Origin of the sequence: Streptomyces sp. NRRL F-525 (assembly GCF_000716605.1) — a bacterium.
Classification (GTDB): Bacteria; Actinomycetota; Actinomycetes; order Streptomycetales; family Streptomycetaceae; genus Streptomyces.
Window position 1 is genome coordinate 61,464 of the sequence record NZ_JNXE01000002.1, and the last position, 19,774, is coordinate 81,237.

14 protein-coding genes are annotated in these 19,774 nt (G+C 70.4%); 9 read left to right on the top strand and 5 right to left on the bottom strand.

The features are described from left to right. Positions 1-73 precede the first annotated feature (73 nt). A complete protein-coding gene (locus tag OO69_RS03375; RefSeq protein WP_033278864.1) occupies positions 74-1,687 on the bottom strand; it encodes a DHA2 family efflux MFS transporter permease subunit in 1,614 nt (537 codons plus the stop codon). A gap of 190 nt (positions 1,688-1,877) precedes the next feature. Here OO69_RS03375 and sigJ point away from each other — a divergent pair, with 190 nt between their 5' ends. The 3 genes from sigJ (at position 1,878) to OO69_RS03390 (ending at position 4,904) form a co-directional block, all read left to right on the top strand. Continuing rightward, a complete protein-coding gene (gene sigJ / locus OO69_RS03380; protein WP_033278865.1) occupies positions 1,878-2,816 on the top strand; it encodes an RNA polymerase sigma factor SigJ in 939 nt (312 codons plus the stop codon). After that, positions 2,813-4,294 carry a cytochrome b gene (locus OO69_RS03385; RefSeq protein WP_033278866.1) on the top strand — a complete coding sequence of 494 codons (1,482 nt, stop codon included), beginning with the start codon at positions 2,813-2,815 and terminating at the stop codon, positions 4,292-4,294. The genes sigJ and OO69_RS03385 overlap by 4 nt, the downstream gene beginning before the upstream one ends. Before the next feature lie 94 nt (positions 4,295-4,388). Further along, entirely contained in the window at positions 4,389-4,904 is a 516-nt protein-coding gene (locus OO69_RS03390) for a hypothetical protein (protein ID WP_033278867.1), read from the top strand. 37 nt (positions 4,905-4,941) lie between these two features. Here OO69_RS03390 and OO69_RS03395 read toward each other — a convergent pair whose 3' ends face one another. Further along, positions 4,942-8,034 (bottom strand): glycoside hydrolase family 2 TIM barrel-domain containing protein, encoded by a 3,093-nt coding sequence (locus OO69_RS03395; RefSeq protein WP_033278868.1) that lies wholly within the window; start codon positions 8,032-8,034, stop codon positions 4,942-4,944. A gap of 256 nt (positions 8,035-8,290) precedes the next feature. Between OO69_RS03395 and OO69_RS03400 the strand changes: the two genes are divergently transcribed. Beyond that, positions 8,291-10,666 carry a SpoIIE family protein phosphatase gene (locus tag OO69_RS03400; protein ID WP_033278869.1) on the top strand — a complete coding sequence of 792 codons (2,376 nt, stop codon included), beginning with the start codon at positions 8,291-8,293 and terminating at the stop codon, positions 10,664-10,666. Between the two features lie 6 nt (positions 10,667-10,672). Here the strand turns inward: OO69_RS03400 and OO69_RS03405 are convergent, their stop codons facing one another. After that, positions 10,673-11,224 (bottom strand): RNA polymerase sigma factor, encoded by a 552-nt coding sequence (locus OO69_RS03405; RefSeq protein WP_033278870.1) that lies wholly within the window; start codon positions 11,222-11,224, stop codon positions 10,673-10,675. A gap of 46 nt (positions 11,225-11,270) precedes the next feature. On the opposite strand from OO69_RS03405, the gene OO69_RS03410 reads away from it, so the two are divergent. The 4 genes from OO69_RS03410 (at position 11,271) to OO69_RS03425 (ending at position 15,340) form a co-directional block, all read left to right on the top strand. After that, a complete protein-coding gene (locus OO69_RS03410; protein WP_033278871.1) occupies positions 11,271-12,653 on the top strand; it encodes a serine/threonine-protein kinase in 1,383 nt (460 codons plus the stop codon). 135 nt (positions 12,654-12,788) lie between these two features. Beyond that, a complete protein-coding gene (locus OO69_RS03415; protein WP_033278872.1) occupies positions 12,789-13,511 on the top strand; it encodes a DUF4232 domain-containing protein in 723 nt (240 codons plus the stop codon). A gap of 7 nt (positions 13,512-13,518) precedes the next feature. Next, positions 13,519-14,832, top strand: a complete 1,314-nt coding sequence (locus OO69_RS03420; protein ID WP_405988901.1) for an arsenic transporter — start codon at positions 13,519-13,521, stop codon at positions 14,830-14,832. Between the two features lie 16 nt (positions 14,833-14,848). Further along, complete coding sequence (locus tag OO69_RS03425) at positions 14,849-15,340, top strand: universal stress protein (protein WP_033278873.1); 492 nt, start codon at positions 14,849-14,851, stop codon at positions 15,338-15,340. Between the two features lie 3 nt (positions 15,341-15,343). On the opposite strand, the gene OO69_RS03430 is transcribed toward OO69_RS03425, so the two are convergent. Then, the gene (locus tag OO69_RS03430; RefSeq protein WP_033278874.1) at positions 15,344-17,155 is read right to left on the bottom strand and encodes a ricin-type beta-trefoil lectin domain protein; all 1,812 of its coding nucleotides are present in this window, start codon (positions 17,153-17,155) and stop codon (positions 15,344-15,346) included. 576 nt (positions 17,156-17,731) lie between these two features. On the opposite strand from OO69_RS03430, the gene OO69_RS03435 reads away from it, so the two are divergent. Beyond that, positions 17,732-18,511 (top strand): phytanoyl-CoA dioxygenase family protein, encoded by a 780-nt coding sequence (locus tag OO69_RS03435; protein WP_033278875.1) that lies wholly within the window; start codon positions 17,732-17,734, stop codon positions 18,509-18,511. A 43-nt stretch (positions 18,512-18,554) separates the two neighbouring features. Here the strand turns inward: OO69_RS03435 and OO69_RS03440 are convergent, their stop codons facing one another. Further along, on the bottom strand, positions 18,555-19,526 hold the full coding sequence (locus tag OO69_RS03440) for an aldo/keto reductase (RefSeq protein ID WP_033278876.1): 972 nt from the start codon (positions 19,524-19,526) through the stop codon (positions 18,555-18,557). Positions 19,527-19,774 lie beyond the last annotated feature (248 nt).

Below are 19,774 nucleotides of genomic sequence, written 5' to 3' on the forward strand. Positions count from 1 at the left end.
CACAACCCCCTTAGGGGCGCGGGGAACTGCGCGACCAGCCCCCACCGACCCGCGGCCGACCACCCGCCCCAAGTCACCGAGCGGCCTCCTCCAACTCCGGTTCAGACATGGGCAAGGCATGCGGATGACCGGACGGCCCCCGGTGCCGCCGCACCCCAAGACACGCAACCGCACCGCCCAACAGCACAGCGACGGCAACAAAAACGGCGGGCCCCATCGCATGGACGAACCCGTGCCCGAACACCTCCCCACCAAGCACCCGCATCCGCTCCGCGACACCACGCGGAACCCCACCCGGCGCACCCCCTAGCTGCCCGGCACCGACACCGGACTCCGCCTTCGAGAACCCGGCAACGAACGACTCCCGGTAAGCCGAAGGGAGTTGACCGGCCCGAGCCCGCGCCTGCGAGGTCAGGGAAGACGCCAGCTGCGCCTGAAGCACCGCCCCGATCACCGCCCCGGCCAGCACCGAACCGACCTGACGAAGCGCGTTGGTGACACCGGACGCGGCCCCCGCCAGCCGGGGCGGAACGTTCCGCATGACCTCCGTGGCCATCGGCGCGAACGTACAGCCGACCCCCAACCCCGTGAGGAACAGCGGGAACGCGACGGTCAACCACCCCGTACCGACGTCCGCGACACCGACGACCCACACCAGCCCACCCGCCCAGGCCAGCAACCCGCCCATCAGGATGAACTTGCCGCCGACCTTGTCCGCGAGCGCCCCGGCGGGCCCGGCCATGACGAACGACCCGAGCGCCACCGGCAACAACACAAGCCCCGCCTTCTGCGCGCTGAAGCCCAGCACGGACTGCAGATAGATCGTCAGCGTCAGAAACATCCCGACCACGCCGAACGACACGGTGACACCGACGAAGTTGATGAGGCTGAAGTTCCGGTCCCGGAACAACGAGAACGGCACCAACGGCTCACCGTCCTGCTGCCCGCGCTCATGCACCAGGAACCCGGCGAAGAGGACGACGGCCGCGCCGAACAGGCTCCAGATCCCGGCGTTCCAGTCGTACCGCTGCCCTTCGGTCAGCCCAAACGCCAGGCAGAACAGGGCAGTTGAGGCGAGGGAGACCCCGAGGGTGTCGAAGCGCCGCCGTACCGTACGCCCGGCGCCCGGGATGATCGCCATGGTGAGCACGAGCACCAGCGCCCCGATCGGCAGGTTGACGAAGAAGATCCAGCGCCAGGACAGATGGGTGATCAGCACCCCGCCGAGGATCGGCCCGAGCGCGCCGGACACCCCCGCCACCGCACCCCAGATCCCCATCGCGACACCGCGCCGATCGGCCGGGAACACCTCGGCGATGATCGACAGGGTCTGCGGCATGAGCAGCGCCGCGCCCAGCCCCTGCACCGCACGGAATCCGATGAGTTGGGCCGGATCCTGCGCGAGGCCGCAGGCGAGGCTGGCCAGGGTGAAGACGGTGACTCCGGCGGCGAACAGGTTCCGTTTGCCGCGCAGGTCGCCGAGACGTCCACCGGTGATCAACAGGACGGCCAGCGCCAGCGTGTAGGCGTTGACGATCCACAGGATCTCGTCCAGGGACGCGCCGAGATCCTCGCCGAGCTGAGGGATCGCGATGTTCACGATCGTCAGGTCGAGGAGGGTCATGAAGAACCCGAGCGAGAGCGTGATGAGGATCGCCCAGGGGTTGCCGTGCCACTTCTTGAACACGATGTCGACTCCTTACATCCGACTACGCATCCGGCTGCACGCCGGACTCGCGTTCAAGAGGCCGACCGCCCAACAGGTGTGACACGGCGCCCGTTTCCCGAGACGTACGTCACATTCAGGCCCTCGGCTGTCACATTCCGACCCCCGCCGGCCCTCGCAGTAGTGAGCACGCCACTGGGGAGGCGCATACATGTCCGAGATTTCCGGGATCGCTGTCACCGACGAGGCGACCACTGTCTTCATGGACCATCGGGAGCTGCTGTTCGGCCTCGTCTACAACATGCTGGGCAGCGTCGCCGACACCGACGACGTCCTCCAGGAGACCTGGCTCTCCTGGACGTCGCGCGCCCGGCGCTCCCCGCTGGACACGATCACCAACCAGCGCGCCTACCTCGTCCGCATCGCCGTCAACCACGCGCTCCAGCGCCGCGCCACGATCACCCGCCGCCGCGAGACGTACGTAGGCCCCTGGCTCCCGGAGCCACTGGTCGACCAGCCCGCCGACGACGACCCGGTGGACCCCGCCCTGCGCGCCGAGTCCGTGTCGCTGGCCATGCTGGTCGTCCTGGAGTCACTGTCCCCGCTGGAACGCGCGGTCTTCGTCCTCAACGAGGTGTTCGGGTACGCCCACACCGAGATCGCGGACATCATCGAGCGCACCCCGGCAGCCGTACGACAGCTCGCGCACCGGGCGCAGGCCCATGTGCACGCGCGGCGGCCGCTGTACGAGGCGCATCCCCGGGTGCGGCGGGAGGCGACCGAGCGGTTCGTGCGGGCGGCGATCGGCGGGGACATCGCCTCGCTGATGGAGATCCTCGCACCGGACGTCACGGTGTGGACCGACAGCGGGGGCAACCGGAAACCGGCGGGACTGCGCCCGGTGCACGGCCGGGACAAGGCCGTGCGCCTCATCAACTCCTTCGCGAGCCGGCGCCGTGGCCCCCAGGACCTGGAGCTGCGCTACCGGCGCGTCAACGGCGACGACGCGGCCGTGCTGTTCGAGGGCGACTCGCCGTACGCGGTGATGGTCATGGACCTCACGCCCGAGGGCGACCAGGTGTCCGGGGTCTACATCGTGACCAACCCCGAGAAGCTCACGCACGTACACCGGGACGAGGAGGACCAGTGACCACGACGCCCGAGTCCTCAACTCCCGGCCCCTCGCGGGGTGAACGCGTCGCCGACTGGTTCGACGGCCGCCTCGGCATCCACACCCTCGGCAAGCAGTATCTGCGGAAGGTGTTCCCGGACCACTGGTCGTTCCTGCTCGGCGAGATCTGTCTCTACAGCTTCGTGGTACTGATCCTGACGGGCGTCTACCTCACCCTGTTCTTCCACCCGTCGATGAACGAGGTGACGTACCACGGGAGTTACGTCCCCCTCAACGGCATCCGGATGTCCGACGCCTACGCCTCGACGCTGCACCTCAGCTTCGACGTGCGGGGCGGGCTGCTGGTCCGGCAGTTGCACCACTGGGCGGCGCTGGTGTTCATCGCCGCGATGCTGACGCACATGATGCGGCACTTCTTCACGGGTTCGTTCCGCAAGCCGCGCGAGCTCAACTGGCTGTTCGGCTGGACCCTGTTGTTCCTCGGCCTGTTCGAGGGCCTCTTCGGCTACTCGCTCCCGGACGACCTGCTGTCGGGCACGGGCATGCGCTTCGTGGACGGCGCGCTGCTGTCGGTGCCGATCGTCGGGACGTACCTGTCGATGTTCCTGTTCGGCGGCGAGTACCCCGGCCACGACATCGTGTCCCGCTTCTACTCCCTCCACGTCCTGCTGATCCCCGGCATCATGGCGGCGCTGGTGGTCGTCCACGTCCTCCTGGTCGTCTACCACAAGCACACCCAGTTCGCGGGCCCCGGCCGCACCGAACGCAACGTGGTGGGCGCCCCGTTCATGCCGGTCTACCTCGCGAAGGCGGGCGGCTTCTTCTTCCTGGTCTTCGGCGCCCTCACCGTCCTGGCGGCGGTGGCGTCGATCAACCCCGTCTGGTCGTACGGTCCTTACCGCGCCGACCAGGTCTCGACGGGCGCCCAGCCGGACTGGTACCTGGGCTTCGCAGAGGGCCTGGTCCGGGTCATGCCGGGCTGGGAAGTCACCTTCTGGGGCCACACGTTGGTGCTCGGCGTACTCATCCCCATCCTCGTCTTCCCGCTCCTCCTGGTCCTCATCGGCGTGTACCCGTTCCTGGAGTCCTGGCGGACCGGCGACAAGCGCGAACACCACCTCCTGGACCGCCCCCGCAACCGCCCCACCCGCACGGGCATCGGCGTCGCCTGGATCAGCCTCTACCTGATCCTCCTGGCCGGCGGCGGCAACGACATCGTGGCGACCCGCCTCCACCTGTCGATCAACACGGTGACGTGGGCGGTGCGGGTGGCGGTGTTCGTCGTACCGACACTCGCCTTCGTCATCACCCGGCGTATCTGCCTGGGCCTCCAACTCCGGGACACGGAACTGGTGTTGCACGGCCGCGAGACGGGAGTGATCAAGCGGCTCCCGCACGGCGAGTACGTGGAGGTACACCGGCCACTCGACCAGGCCGAACTCCACACACTCACCGCGCACAAGCGGCCGAGGGAACTCGTGGAACGCGAGCCCTAGGGCCGGTTGCCGCGCCGGAGCGTTGTCACCGAAAGTCGGTCACCAGTAGGTTCGAGCCGCCGATGTCCGAGCGACGGGGAATACGGGGCTTGAGGTGGCGCTGCTGGACACGCTGGTGACCACGGGCGCAGGGGCGCTGTCCGCCACGATCGGCGTCCTGGTCGGCGGCATCGTCACGCACCGGGCCCAGGACCGTCAGTGGCTGCGGGACAAACAGCTGCTCGCCTACCAGGAACTGATCAGCCACTACGCCAAGTTCACGATGATCATCAGCCGAGCCCACGCCGATCGCAGGGGTTGGGACTACGACTGGAGCGAGTGGAGCGCGGCCCTGACCCGTGCCAGCCTGGTCGCCCCCGCGGCTGTCGCGGTGGAGATCGACAACTTCGGCAAGGCCATCGGGGAGTTCCTCGACCAGGCGGCCCGCGACCCGGCCCGTGACCCGACGCGTGACCCGTTGAGCAAGGAGGAGTTCTCCCGGGCCAACAGGGCGTCCGCCCAGGCGCAGGTGCGCTTGGTCAACGCCATACGACGCTCACTGAGCAGGGACCAGAAGGCACTGCCCTTCTGGATAGGCGGATCTCTGGCGGGCAGTCCCGACGACACCTGATGTGCGATGTCTCGAAGTATCAGAACTGCCCGCCACCCTATCCGGCCGGTGCCTCCAACTTGCTGATGCGCAGGGCCCCTTGGACCGTCCCCGGGTGACTGCTCGTCAGCGTCAGCCGCACCCGCGATCCACGCACGGCACCGAAGGTGATGACGGTCGGAGCGTCCGAGGCCGTGGCCCAGTCGACGGCAGCCCCCTCGACCGGCACCCACCCACGCCCGTCCCACACCGCGACCGCCACCGCCGAAGGCAGACTGTGCGTCGCGTCCACCGTGAACGACACCTCCACCCGGCCGAAGGACCGCCCCCTCCCCCAGTCCACCGACACCCAGTCCTCGGCACGCGCCCCACTGAACGCCGGCAACAGAGCCGTGGCCGACTTCGCGAACGCGTTGGACCAACCGGTGGCCGGGTCACCGTCGAGCATGGCGGCCGGGAGCGTGTCGGGGCGGCCCGAGTAACTCGCGTCGGCATACGGGTAGTTCAGGGGCGCAGGGTAGTCGGCCTCGAAGCGCGGCGCCGAAGTCGTGGCCACGTCCCGAACAGGCGTCGTCCGCACCGTCACCGTCCCGCCCCGCAGCCCCTCCGCCCGCGCCGTCACCTTCAGCGATCCCGCCTTCGTACCGGACCGCACGATCGCAAGTGCCTTGCCGTGGAAGGCGGTTCGGGTGCTCGCCTGATAGCGCTCGGCGCTCTCCTCCCGACCGTTGTCGAGCCCGGCGAGCGACCCGCCCTTCACCTCGAAGGCGATCAGATCCTCCGCGTCGGGCAGCACGACACCGTGGGCGTCGACGACCTCCGCGGTCACGAAGACCAGTGAACGGCCGTCGGCGGCGAGGGACTTGCGGTCGGTCGTGAGGCGCACGGCGTGTGCGGCACCGGCCGTACGCAGCACGTCGGAAGCGACCGCCTTCCCGCCGCTGCTCGCGACCGCCTTCAACTCGCCCGGCTCGTAAGGAACTTTCCACATCAGGTGGAGTTTGCCCGCGCTGCCGTTCGGGCTGGTGTAGCTGCCCGGGTAGGGGCCGGTGGTGAAGGTCTTGTCGTCGCCGGTGGCCTCGGTGGTCTCCAGGTAGGTGCGGCCGTCGGTGGTCGTCTTGGTGTCGAACTCCCTTGTCCCCAGGGACTTTCCGTTGAGGAACAGCTCGACGGTGTCGACGTTGGCGTAGGCCCAGACCTCGACCGTGTCCCCGGGCTCGTGGTTCCAGCTCATCGGCACCAGATGGACCATGGGCTCACTGACCCACTGGCTGCGGAAGAGGTGGTACATGTCCTTCGGGAAGCCGGCCGTGTCGACCGCGCCGAAGAAGGACGCCTTGACCGGGAAGACGTCGTACGGCGTCGGCTCCCCGATGTAGTCGATGCCGGACCACAGGAACTGGCCCGCGAACCACTTCCGGTCCCGGTCCTTCTTGTGGCCGTACTCACCGCTCATCGTCCAGGACGCGAGGTTGTTGTCGTACGAGGACGTGTCCCGCCTGCCGGGCGTGTAGTTCTCGCCCGTGTTGAGGTGTTCCGGCTCCTGGTAGGCGCCGCGTGTCGAGGTCTCCGAGGAGGACTCGGACTCGAAGAGGAACAGGTTCGGATAGGCCGCGTGCAGGCCGTCGACCGACTTGGCGGTGTTGTAGTTGAGGCCGAGTCCGTCGAGCTTGGCGAGCATGAGGTCGGCGACGGAGCCCTTGGCGGGCACGCCGTGGTACTTGTTCGAGCCGATCACGACCGGCCGGGTGTCGTCCGCCGCCTTGATCGCGCCGATGATGCGGTCGGCCATCGCAAGGCCCGCGGTGGAGGTGGAGTCGGGGATCTCGTTGCCGATGGACCACAGCACCACGGCGGGCGAGTTGCGGGCGGCGAGGACCATCTCGGTGGCGTCCCGCTCACACCAGTCGTCGAAGAACCGGTGGTAGTCGTAGGTCGTCTTGCCGGTGTGCCAGCAGTCGAAGGCCTCGACCATCATCACGATGCCCAACTCCTCGCAGGCCTGGATGATTTGGGGCGAGGGCGGGTTGTGCGAGGTGCGGAAGGCGTTGACTCCCATCGACTTCATGATGCTCAACTGCCTGCGCACGGCGTCGATGCTGATCGCGGAGCCGAGCGCGCCCTGGTCGTGGTGGAGGTCGACGCCCTTGATCTTCGTGTGCGTGCCGTTGAGGGAGAAGCCCTCGTCCGGGTCGAAGCGACAGGTGCGGATGCCGAAGGGGGTGCTGTACGTGTCGACCGCCCTGCCCGCCACCCGTAGTTCCGTCTCCAGGGTGTAGCGGTGGTCCGGGGTCTCGATGTCCCACAACTCGGGCTTGGGGACGGTGAGTTCATGGTGCTCCGTGCCGCGGCCTGCGACCGTGGCCGTGGAGGCGGCGCGGGCCACCGTCCGGCCGCCGGGGTCGACGACCCGCGATCTGACCTCGACCTCGCTCGCGGTGCCCGACTCGTTCAGCACGGACGTCTGCACCCGTACGACGGCCCGCTCGGCGGTGATGTCCGGGGTCGTGACGTAGGTGCCCCAGCGTTCGACGTGGACCGGTTCGGTGACGACGAGGCGGGCCTCGCGGTAGATGCCGCTGCCCGAGTACCAGCGGCTGCTGGGGAGTTGGTTCCGTACCTGCACCGCGACGACGTTATCCGTGGTGCCGTCGGTGTGCACCAGGTCGGTGAGGTCGAGGGCGAACCCCGTGTATCCATAGGGGTGTTGGCCGACCTGCGTGCCGTTGCAGTAGACGTACGAGTCCATGTAGACGCCGTCGAACTCGACCGAGATCCGCTTGCCCGCCAAGGCGGGCGGCAGGGTGAAGGCGATCCGGTACCAGCCGAGGCCGCCGGGGAAGAACCCGGTGCCGCTGGTCGTGCCGTATGCCGTGGTGGGGGTCTGTTCGATGCTCCAGTCGTGGGGGACGGCGACCTGGCGCCAGGCCGAGTCGTCGTAGTCGGGTGCGGCAGCCTGGGCGTAGGCGCCGGTCGGGTCGGTGATGCCGCCCGGGTTGACCAGCGCGAAGCGCCAGCCGTCCCGGAGGGGGACCGTGCGGCGGCCGGAGGCGCCCAGTGTGGCGGCGCGTGCGGCCGGGGCGGACAGGAGTGAAGCGGCCGTCGGCGCGGCCGTAGAAGCGATCAAAACCGATCTGCGAGTGACCGTCATGGCGGCTCTCCCTCATCAGGGCCCAGAAGTACTCACAACTGATCGTGACCGAACAGATTCTGACGGGGTGCCACGCAAGGCCGTCAAGGGTGCGGGGACAGACAGGTGTCCCGCGGATCACTTCGGCCGGATTTCCCCCTTGCCCGCCGTGCTCCCCCGCCCTGGGGGTTCTCGTCCGCGCGCGACCGTGACGCACTAGGCTGGAACACAAGTGACGTGTCTGTTCACTGTGAGTGCGCGCAATGGAGTGGCGACGATGAGACCGGTCTACCCGTTCGACGATGCCGCGACGGCGCGGGTTGTCATCGACGACGCGGGCATTCTGGTGGAGTGGAACGACGGGGCCAGGCGGCTCCTCGGCCACACCGCGGACGAGGTCGTGGGCCGCCCGGCCGTGCGGTTGCTGGCCGGCGGTGCCGAGGCGCTGCCCGGGATCACGGGTGCCCGCTGGGACGGCACGGTCTCGTTGCGCCACCGAGACGGGCGGGCCGTGCCGGTGTGGCTGCTGGCCCACCACCGGCGGCCCCGGGACGGCGGGCCCGGCGACTGGCTCGTCGTGACGCCCCTGGAGGGCGGCGGTCCCCGCACCTCCGAGGACCCGCTGGCGACCGCGGCGCTGACCCAGTCGCCGTGTGCCATCGCGGTCTACGACGAGCGGCTGCGGCTGAGCCGGGTCAACGACGCGATGGCCGAGGTGATCGGTCTGCCCGAGGAGCGCATCCAGGGGCTGCGGATCACCGAGATCGGCGGAAAGACGCAGAGTTCGGAGCTGGAGCAGTACATGCTGCGCGTGCTCACCTCCGGCACCGCCGAGGACTTCCAGATCTACATGCGCACCGGCGGCGAGGACACCGCGCACGCGTGGCTGGCCCGGATGGCGCCGATCACGGACGCCGAGGGCCGGGTGCGGGGCGTGTGTCTGGCCGCGCACGACTTCACCGAGAACTACCTGTCGCGGGAGCGCCTGCAGCTCGTCAACGAGGCGAGCGTCCGTATCGGCACCACCCTCGACGTCACCCGTACGGCCCAAGAGCTCGCGGACGTCTGTGTGCCGGCCCTCGCCGACTTCGTCAGCATCGACCTGCTGGACCCGCACGAGCACGGCGGCGAGCCCCCGGCGGCGATCACCGCGCCGATCCGGCTGCGCCGCGCCGCGCACCAGTCGGTGCAGCAGGGCAGCCCCGAGGCCGTCGCCAAACCGGGCCAGCTGAACGTGTACCCGGAGCAGTCCCCGCAGGCCGACGCGCTGGTCGCGGGCCGCACGCTCGTCGCCTCGGGCCGGGCCCTGGAGCTCTGGCTCGCCTGGGACAGGACCCGCACCAAGCGCGTCGAGGAGTACGGCATCCACTCCTCGATGGCCGTCCCGATCCAGGCCCGCGGGGTCACCCTCGGCGTGGCGGTCCTCACCCGGTACCGGCGCCTCGACCCGTTCGCCGACGACGACGTCCTGCTCGCCGAGGAGGTCACGGCCCGCGCCGCCGTCTGCATCGACAACGCCCGCCGCTTCTCCCGCGAACGCGAGACCGCGCTGGCCCTCCAGCGCAGCCTGCTCCCCCGCAAACTGCCGCGCACGGCAGCCCTGGAAGCGGCCTCGCGCTATCTGCCGGCGGCGCGTGCCGGGGTCGGCGGCGACTGGTTCGACGTGATCCCGCTGTCCGGGATGCGGGTCGCCATGGTCGTCGGGGACGTCGTCGGCCACGGCATCCAGGCCTCCGCGACCATGGGCCGGCTGCGCACGGCAGTCCGCACCCTCGCCGACATCGACCTGGCCCCCGACGAACTGCTGACCCACCTCGACGACCTCGTCGTACGGCTGTCCGCGGAGGCCGGCGGCGAGGGCAGCCCGGGCGAGGTCGGCGCGACCTGCCTGTACGCGGTGTACGACCCGGTGTCCCGCCGCTGCACGCTGGCCCGTGCCGGGCATCCGCCGCCGGTCATGATCCGGCCCGGCGGTCCGCCCGAGCCCGTCGACCTGCCCGCGGGACCGCCGCTGGGCCTGGGCGGGCTGCCCTTCGAGTCGGCCGAGTTCGAGCTGCCCGAGGGCACCGTGCTCGCGCTGTACACCGACGGGCTGGTCGAGAGCCGGGAGCGGGACCTCGACGACAGTCAACGGCTGCTGTTCGACGCCCTGTACGCCCCCTCGGACTCCCTGGACGAGACCTGCGACCGGATCCTGCACGCCGTGCTGCCGCCGGGCGGCGCGGCCGACGACGTGGCGCTGCTGCTGGCCCGTACGCAGGGGCTGCCCGCCGAGCAGGTCTCGACCTGGGACATCCCGGCCGACCCGTCACTCGTCGCCCCGATCCGCAAGCAGGTCGTCGAGCAGCTCGACCAGTGGAACCTGAGCGAGGCCGGGTTCACGGCCGAGCTGGTGGTCAGCGAACTGGTCACCAACGCGATCCGCTACGGCGCGCACCCCATCCGGCTCCGGCTGATCCATGACGCGACCACGCTGATCTGCGAGGTCTCCGACACCAACCACACGGCTCCGCACCTGCGCCGCGCCAAGACCTGGGACGAGGGCGGGCGCGGCCTGCTGCTGGTCGCGCAGCTCACCCAGCGCTGGGGCAGCCGGCACACGGCGGACGGCAAGACGATCTGGGCGGAGCTTTCGCTCTTCGACGAGGTCTGAGCCGTATCAGGAGAGTTCGGTCAGCCAGGGCCTGACCTGGCGGCGGGCCTCGTGCAGCCGGGACTTGAGGGTGCCGAGCGGGATGCCGAGGCGATCGGCGATGTCGGCGTACTCCAGGTTGCAGATGTCCCGGTAGACCAGCGGCTCGACGAGGTGCGGCTGCTCCCGCTCCAGGCGCTCCAGCGCCTCCAGGAGGTCGATCTTCGATCCGGCGATCACGCTCGTGGTGCGCGGATCGACGTGCTGTGACACGTCGATCTCGGCGGGCTGCTCGGCGGCCCGCCGCTTCAGCTCGCGGTACTTCTGCCGGGCGCCGTTGGCGACCACCGTGTAGAGCCAGGTGCTGAAGAGGCTGCGGCCCTCGAACGTGCCGATCTTCCGGGCGACCTGCATCAGTACGTCCTGGGCCGCTTCCTCGGCGTCCTCACGGCACGGAAGGAAGCGCCCGCACCGCCTGAGGACCTCGGGTCCGATCGTCCGCAGCAGTTCGTCCAGGGCACCCGGGTCACCGGCCGCGGCCCGCCGCGCCAGTTCCTCGGTCCGCGCCTTGTCCTGCACTGGATCCACTCCTCCGCCTCGGTCTACGAGCAGGCATGATAGTCGCATGCACTTCGTCGAACAGATCGGCCGCTACAGACTCGAACGCCGCCTGGGCACCGGCGCGTTCGGCACGGTCTGGCTCGCGCACGACGACGTGCTCGAGGCCCCGGTGGCCGTGAAGGTCCTCGCCGACAACTGGGCGCACCGCCTCGACATCGTCGACCGCTTCCTCTCCGAGGCCCGCCTGCTGCGCCGGGCCGACTCGAACCGGGTGGTGCAGGTCTACGACATCGGTGAGCTGCCCGACGGGCGGCCGTACTTCGTCATGGAGTACGCCGACGGCGGCACCCTCGCCGATCTGCTCACGTCGGGTCCGCTGCCCGTCCCCGAGGCGCTGCGGCTGACCGCGCTGGCCGCCCGGGGCGCCGCCGCGCTGCACAAGGCGGGCATCGTCCACCGGGACATCAAGCCGACGAACGTGCTGCTGCGCAGCGCCCCGGACGGCAGCTACCGCGTCCTGCTCGCCGACCTGGGCCTGGCCAAGAGCCTGGCGCAGGGGTCGGGCCTCACCCTGGCCGCCGGTTCCGCGGGCTATCAGCCGCCGGAGCAGGCACAGCCCGGGTACGGCATCGACGAGCGTGCCGACGTGTACAGCCTGGGCGCGGTCGGCTACGAACTGCTCACCGGCACGGTCCCGGGGGCACCAGGACAGGTCGTACGCCCGGACCGGCTGCGCCCGGACGTGTCCCCCGAGCTCCAGCGGGCCCTGCTCCGCGCGCTGGAACCGGACCGGGAGAAGCGCTGGCCGACGGCGCGGGAGTTCGCGGAGGAGCTGGAGCGGCTGGCCGCCGAGGCCGCCCCCACGCGCAAGCAGCGCAGGCCGCACAGCCGGCACCGGGGGGTCGCGCTGATGGCGGGGCTGTTCGTCGTGGTGGCCGCCGGGGCGGGCGCCGCGGTGCTGAACTTCCCTTTTTCGTCCGGGAGTTCAGATCTTCGGGTCAAGGACAGCACCGGCCGGATCGTGGCCGAGGTGCCCAACGCGTGGGGCCGTCAGCTGCGCGACTCGGGCTGGAATCCGAAGGCGCTCGGGCTGCAGTCCGGGCAGGAGCCGGGGCTGGCCGTCGCCGACGACCTGTCGAAGTGGCCGGACCTGTCGGCGGACGTGAACGGCGTGTTCATCGGCCTGAGCGAGCACGGCAGCGTGAGCACCGAGGTGGACGCCATCGCCCACTCCGGCTGTCACTACGACGGCAGCCACGCCTATTCGAGCGCGACCTGGCGCGGCACGACCCGCACCTGGAGCGACTGCTCGGGCGGCACGGGCACCCTCTCGGAGACCGCGCTGCGCATGGTCGGCGGCGCCGCGCAGCCCCAGGTGTACGTCCAGATCCGGCAGCACAGCGGCGACGCGACCGCACGCATACTCCGGTCGCTGCGGGTCACCTGATCAGGGTCGGAATGGCTGTCGGCATCACTGTCTGAAAAAATCCGGTGATCCCGCGAACCTTTCGACGCGCACCCGCATCGGACCCTTGTGACAGCGCGCGAGGCGCTGTGCGGTGAACTTCCAGGAGTGTTGAAGATGGCGAACACGTCTCAGTCCCTGCGCCGGGCGGCCCTGCTCGTGAGCGCCGTGGCCGTACTGGGCCTGACGACGGCCTGTGGCGACGGCAGCGGCACGGTGAGCAGCCCGCAGACCCAGTCGGGTACGGCCGCTCCCGCGGGCGGTGATTCCTCGGCCGACGGGTCCGGCACGCCGGCCTCCACGTCGAGCGGCACCAGCACCGCCACCGGCTCGGACCCCGCCTCGTCGGGTTCCTCCACCTCGGCCTCCGGCTCCGGCGGCACCGGCGGCACGAGCACCAACACCGGCACCGCGAGCAGCAGCCGGTGCCACACCTCCGAGCTGAAGGCGAAGGTCGGCGGCAACGACCCGGGCGCCGGGCAGGAGAACTTCCCGATCGTCCTCACCAACGCGTCCGGCCGTACCTGCACGGTCCGCGGCTATCCCGGCGCCGCGTTCCTGAACGCGTCCGGCACCCAGCTGGGCGACGACCCGCAGCGCGAGACCGGCAGCACCGCCACCACGGTCACGCTGAAGCCGGGGCAGAGCGCCTGGGCGGGCCTGACCTTCTCCAACCCGGAGATCAGCGGAGCGAAGACGGCGACCCCCAGCTGGCTGGCGGTGACCCCGCCCGACGAGCAGGACGCGCTGCACGTGAAGTGGACGAACGGAGCGGTGCCTGTGTCGGGCAACTCGTCCTCGGTGCGTCTGACGGTGTTCAGCGCGGGTACGGGTTCCTGATCACGGGTTGCGCGCCGCGGCCTGGTTACATGGGGCGGGCACCACGTCCCGCGTCCCGGAGGACCGTCCCCTGAACACCCCGCTCGCCGAAACCCTGTCCGTCGTCCTGCTCGTCGCCGTCCTCGTGTGGGCCGTCGTCCGTCCCTTCGGGTGGCCGGAGGCGGTGATGGCGGTCCCGGCCGCCGGGATCGCCGTGGCCACCGGGGCGATCTCGCTCGACCACGCGCGGGCGGAGGCCGAGCAGCTCGGACCGGTGGTCGGGTTCCTCGCGGCGGTGCTCGTGCTCGCCCACTTCTGCGATGTGGAGGGCCTGTTCCGGGCCTGCGGGGCGTGGATGGCGGAGTGGGCGAAAGGCAGTCCGAGCCGGCTGCTGACGGCGGTGTTCGCGCTGGCCTCGCTGATCACGGCCGTGCTGAGCCTGGACGCCACCATCGTGCTGCTGACGCCGGTCGTGTTCGCGACGGCGTCCCGGATGGGTGTCCGTCCGAAGCCGCACGTCTACGCCTGCACGCACCTCTCGAACACCGCCTCGCTGCTCCTGCCGGTCTCCAATCTCACGAACCTCCTCGCGTTCGCGGCGAGCGGCCTGAGCTTCACCCGCTTCGCCGGGCTGATGGTGCTGCCCTGGCTGGTCGCGATCGGCGCCGAGTACCTGGTGTTCCGGCGCTTCTTCGCCCGCGACCTCGCGGCGGCCGCGCCCTCGCCGACCTCCGGCGACAAGCCCGAGCTGCCGGTGTTCGCGCTGGCGACCGTCGCCTGCACCCTCGCCGGGTTCGTGCTGACCTCCGCGATCGGCATCGACCCGGCGTGGGCCGCGCTGGCGGGCGCGCTCGTCCTCGCCGGCCGGGCGCTGCTACGGCGGCAGGCGACCCCGCTGACGGTCGTGCGGGCGGCCGCGCCGTCCTTCCTGGCGTTCGTGCTGGCGCTCGGGATCGTGGTGCGGGCCGTGGTGGACAACGGGCTCTCCGACGCGCTCGGGCACCTCCTGCCCGGCGGCACCGGCATCGCGGCCCTGCTCGGGATCGCCGCGCTGGCCGCCGTACTCGCGAACCTCATCAACAACCTGCCGGCGGTCCTGGTCCTGCTGCCGCTGACCGCGCAGTCCGGGCCCGGGGCCGTGCTCGCCGTGCTGCTCGGGGTGAACATCGGACCGAACCTGACCTACGCCGGGTCGCTCGCGACGCTGCTGTGGCGGCGGATCGTGCATCAGCACGAACACGGCGTGGATCTCAAGGAGTTCACGAAGCTGGGGCTGCTCGCCGTGCCGTCCGCGCTCGTCCCGGCGGTGCTGGCACTGTGGGTGTCGCTCCAGGTTCTCTGACACCGAGGGAGGCCGAATGCGTGTGATCGCCTGGCTGGTCGAGGGCACCTGGCCCGCCTGCGTGGACGCCGTACGGACGCATGCGCCGGAGGCGGACGAGGTGGTGCTGCTGCATGTGAGCGGGCCGGACGTGCCCGGGGTCGCGCACGGCGCGTTCGCCGGGCTGCTCGGCCGGGGTGGTCCGCGGCGTGATCCCGGGACCCGGCTGGAGGATCTCGGCAGTACGTCGGCGGCGGAGCTGCTGGAGGCCGCGGCCGAGCGGCTCGGGCGGCCGTGCACCCGGATGGAGCGGGCCGGGCGTGTGGAGCGCGAGGTGGTGGCCGCCGCCGGGGACGCCGATCTGCTGGTGCTGGCCCGTGACGGCGACCGGGCCCGGCTCGGCCCGCACAGTCTCGGGCCCGCCGTACGGTTCGCCGTCGATCACGCGCCCTGTCCGGTGCTGCTGGTGTGGCCGGAGGCGGCGCCGGGCATCGCGACCCTGCCGCCGCCACCTCCACCGCACCACTGAGGTTCAGCGGCCGCCGTGGTAGCCGCCGCCGTAACCGCCACCGCCGTAACCGCCGCCACCCCAGCCACCGCCGCCCTGACCGTTCCCCTCGCAGTACGACGGGTAGTAGTCGCAGTAGTCCATGGTCGGGGCCGCCGTCGTCGGCGTGGACTGCGGGGTCGACGCGCTCGGCGTCGGAGTGGGCGTGGCCGTCGGGGTCTTCGAGGGCGTCGGGGCGGCCTTCTTCGTCGTCGGGGTCGGCGAACCGGTGCTGTCGGTGTCCCAGTTGACGACCTGCATCTGCGGGTCGGCCTTCGAGGTGTCGAAGACCCAGCGCTGCGCCGAGCCGTCCGCCCGGTTCTTCAGGACGAGCGCGCCGCCGCCGTCGGTGGACGCGGGGGTCAGTGCCAGGTCCTGGTTCCAGCGCGGTACGAGGATGCCCTGGAGCGTGAAGTCGTAGCGGATGTTCTTCGCGGTCGCCGAGGACGTGCTGGTGCAGGGGGCGAGCTGTACCTCGAAGGCGAGGTGCGAGTCGAGGCAGAGGCCGGGGTCGGCGGTGCTGCGCAGCCGGCCGTCCGTCTCGTACGACCACTGCTGGCCGGCCGCCGAGGAGCAGGTCTGCAGTTCGGCCTCGTTGCCCTTGAGGGGCTTGTTGCCGGCGACTCCGATGCACAGGCCGGACTCGACGTTGTGCAGCCGGCCGCTGAGCGTGCCCTGGGTGGTGTCGTTCTTGCTGGCCCAGGAGGGGTCGGCGGATTCCTTGCCCGCGCCGGAGGCGCCGGCGGCCTGGTTCTCCGTGGTGGTCTTGTCGCCGCCGGAGCCGCCGATGGACCACAGGACGAGCGGGAGGACGACCAGTCCGCTCACGGTCAGTACGGCCACGGCGAGGTTGCGGCGGCGGACGCGCCGGGCCGCCTTGTGGGCCGATCTGAGTTCGCCGCGCCGCGGGCCGGGGTGCACCGCGAGTTCGGTCGAGGCGGACGACACCTCGGCGGGCAGCGCGCGGCTGCCGGCCCTGACCTCCAGGTAGGCCCGCGCGCCCCAGCCGAGCACCGCTTCGGCCAGCGCGATGCCGAGACCGGCGTTGAACTGGTTCAACTGGTCGGCGGTGTACCGGCAGTGCTTGCAGACGCTGAGGTGCATGGCGAGGTCCGGGTCGACCTCCGCGCCGCCGCGCCGGAAGGTGACGTCCAGCAGCCGGATGTAGCGCATGCACTCGTCGTCCTGGGCGAGTTCGCGGTGGACCTGGAGGCACTCCTCGCGCAACCGGCCGCGGGCACGGCCGAGTTCGACGTCGGCGCCCTCTTCGTCGAGGCCCAGCAGTCCGGCGGGTATCGAGAAGGGTTCGGACTCGACCTCGATGTGCCAGAGCAGGGTGCGGGCCGACTGGTTCAGCCGCTGGAACGCCCGGGAGAGCAGGCGCCGTTCGGGCACGGGCAGCATCCGGGCCGCGCCGCGGTCGCCGTCGCCGCTCGCCCAGCGCAGATCGGGGTGGAGCATTTCCTGCCGGTGGTCGGCGACCCATTCCGCGGCGATACGGCGGACGGTGACCAGCACCTGGGGGCGCCAGGCCGCGGTCGGTCCCGACTGCCGCAGGGATTCCCCGAAGAGCCGGGTGAAAGCTGCCGTGGTGAGCATTCCGGCGTGGTGCGGTCCGTCGGTGCACAGCCGCGCATAGGCGAAGGCCGCTTCCCAGTGCCGGTCCAGCAGTTCGCCGACGGGTTGCAGCGCGGGCGTCGTCCCCGTCCACTTCTTCAGCTCGGCGCTGAGCTGCTCGTCGGTCACTTCGAAGTGGTGAGCGGAAGTCGGGGAATTCGAGGGACCTGCGTCCTTCACGGCTGCATTCCTCCAGGTGAAACGCGGAATTCAGTCCATACCGGCGGGTATGCGACCCCGTCGACAGGTCGACAAAGTCCACCCGTCCGATTGATGGCATCCCGAACGTCCGCCTGGGGCAGCTCTTTTGAAGCAAGGGGGGTGACGTACGGGAGCGGCCTCGAGCGCGCGGAGGGGAATCATCTATGTGCCCGCGCGCCGACAGGCACACCTTTGCACAGGTCAGCGAGGCGGAACAAGGTCTTCCTTCGTTTTGTGCATTGCGGTCCGGCCCCTGCCATTTGACGATTCGTCAATCGGGTCCGTTATGGGATTGCCACCGTATCCACACGGGAAATCCCGAAACCATTGGCCGGAGGCCGCCCGGCGCACCCCGCGCGTCGGACACGGGGACGGCCCTTCTCCCGGTTTTCCCAGGTCATGTTCCGGCTGCCCGGCCCATTGCCCGACGAGTCACCGGCGTCACGGGAGTTGACGGCTTCCACGCCGTCACCGATGAGGGAGTTCACGGCCAACCAATAGGCACATGCCCGGCCTCCTGACACTGTGGTGTGACATAACACCGAGGAGGTCTGTATGACGGCCACGGACATCGGCGCGTTCGCGGAGGACGGGTTCACGGTCGCGCGCGGATTGTTCAGGTACGACGAAATCGACCGGCTCTGCGCGGAGTTCACGGCACTGCACGCGTCCGGCCCGGTCCCCGGGCACTTCGAACCACGCGTCTCCGACGATCCCCTCCGGACCCACCCGAGGGTGATGCACCCCCACGAGATCAGTGAACTGGCCCTGCGTTTCCTCCTGGACGCGCGTCTGCGGAGCGTCCTGGAGACCCTGTTCGGCGAGGAGGTACTGGCCGCGCAGAGCATGTTCTACTTCAAGCCGCCCGGAGCGCGCGGCCAGGCGCTGCACCAGGACAACTTCTATCTGCGGGCCGAGCCGGGCACGTGTGTGGCCGCGTGGATCGCCTGCGACGAGATCGACCGGGACAACGGCGGCCTGGAGGTCGTGCCCGGCACCCATCGCATGGACGTGTTCTGCCCGGAGGAGGCGGATCCCGGGGTGTCCTTCGCGCGTGAGTACGTGCCACCGCCGCCGGGGCTCACGCCCGTGCCGGTCGACATGGCCCCCGGGGACGTCCTGTTCTTCAACGGCAGCCTGGTGCACGGCTCCCGGCCCAACCGCAGCGCGGACCGCTTCCGCCGTTCGTTCATCGGGCACTACGTGGGCCGCTCGGCCGACCGTATCGGGAGTTTCTACCGCACGATCTCGATGAGCGGCGAGCGGGTGCCGCTGGCGGAGAGCGCCGGGGCGGGCCCGTGCGGCACGGAGTTCGCACCACACGGCCCGCACTGACGAACCGTCAAGACGCCCTGGGACACGCCCTGTTGGCGACAGGTCAGGAATGCCCGCTGATCGCGTGCGGAGTGTAGGGCTGCTCCAGCTCCTCCAACTCCTTGTCGCTCAGCTCCAGTTCTACGGCCGCCACGGCGTCCTCGAGGTGCTGCGGCTTGGCCGCGCCGACGATCGGTGCGGCCACCGTGCTCTGGTGCAGCAGCCAGGCGAGGGCGACCTGGGCACGCGGCACGCCCCGGTCGCCGGCGATGCGGGTGACCGCCTCGACGATGGCGCGGTCGCCGTCCTGGTAGAGGCGGTTGCCGAAGTTGTCCGTGCTGCTGCGCTCGGTGGTGGTGCCCCAGTCCCGGGTAAGGCGGCCGCGCGCCAGCGGACTCCATGGCAGCACGCCCACGCCCTGGTCGGCGCAGAGCGGCAGCATCTCGCGCTCCTCCTCGCGGTAGAGGAGGTTGTAGTGGTTCTGCATGGAGACGAACTTGGTCCAGCCGTGCCGCTCGGCGACGTGCTGGTGCTTGGCGAACTGCCACGCGTACATCGAACTCGCCCCGATGTAGCGGACCTTGCCCGCCTTCACCAGGTCGTGCAGCGCCTCCATCGTCTCCTCGACGGGGGTGTGCGGGTCGGCGCGGTGGATCTGGTAGAGGTCGACGTAGTCGGTGCCGAGCCGCTCCAGGCTGTGGTCGATCTCGGACATGATCGCCTTGCGGGAGAGTCCGGCGCCGTTGGGTCCGGGACGGGTCCTGCCGTGCACCTTCGTGGCGAGGACGACCTCGTCACGGCGGGCGAAGTCCTTCAGCGCCCTGCCCGTGATCTCCTCGCTGGTGCCGTCGGAGTAGACGTTCGCCGTGTCGAGGAAGTTGATCCCGGCCTCCAGCGCCTGCCGGATCAGCGGGCGCGACGCCTCCTCGTCGAGGGTCCACTCGTGGGTGCCGCGGTCCGGGAGGCCGTAGGTCATGCAGCCCAGAGAGATCCGCGAGACGTCCAGGCCGGTCGAACCGAGCTTCACGTACTGCATCGTTGCTGCTCCTGCCTTCGAGTTCGGTACCGCTTCGGAGCGTACGACTTCGTGGGTACTCGAAGTCGCGCATGTGCGCGCACCCTTGACGAGTGGCGCGGCCGGGCGCTTTGATCCTGGACGTGCCCGCGCGTGCGGCGCGGTACGCAGAGGTGCGCCCAGCCGGTAGCGGACAGGTTCCAAGCCCGGCCACAGTCGCCAGGACCGCCGCTCCATCCGGTCCGAGGCGGGGTCGTACCCGCGATTGA

What these genes read in the sequence shown, in the direction of transcription:
- sigJ (WP_033278865.1), top strand. Translation starts at nt 1,878, where the DNA reads ATGTCCGAGATTTCCGGGATCGCTGTCACCGACGAGGCGACCACTGTC.
- OO69_RS03395 (WP_033278868.1), bottom strand. Translation starts at nt 8,034, where the DNA reads ATGACGGTCACTCGCAGATCGGTTTTGATCGCTTCTACGGCCGCGCCG.
- OO69_RS03400 (WP_033278869.1), top strand. Translation starts at nt 8,291, where the DNA reads ATGAGACCGGTCTACCCGTTCGACGATGCCGCGACGGCGCGGGTTGTC.
- OO69_RS03410 (WP_033278871.1), top strand. Translation starts at nt 11,271, where the DNA reads ATGCACTTCGTCGAACAGATCGGCCGCTACAGACTCGAACGCCGCCTG.
- OO69_RS03415 (WP_033278872.1), top strand. Translation starts at nt 12,789, where the DNA reads ATGGCGAACACGTCTCAGTCCCTGCGCCGGGCGGCCCTGCTCGTGAGC.
- OO69_RS03425 (WP_033278873.1), top strand. Translation starts at nt 14,849, where the DNA reads ATGCGTGTGATCGCCTGGCTGGTCGAGGGCACCTGGCCCGCCTGCGTG.
- OO69_RS03435 (WP_033278875.1), top strand. Translation starts at nt 17,732, where the DNA reads ATGACGGCCACGGACATCGGCGCGTTCGCGGAGGACGGGTTCACGGTC.
- OO69_RS03440 (WP_033278876.1), bottom strand. Translation starts at nt 19,526, where the DNA reads ATGCAGTACGTGAAGCTCGGTTCGACCGGCCTGGACGTCTCGCGGATC.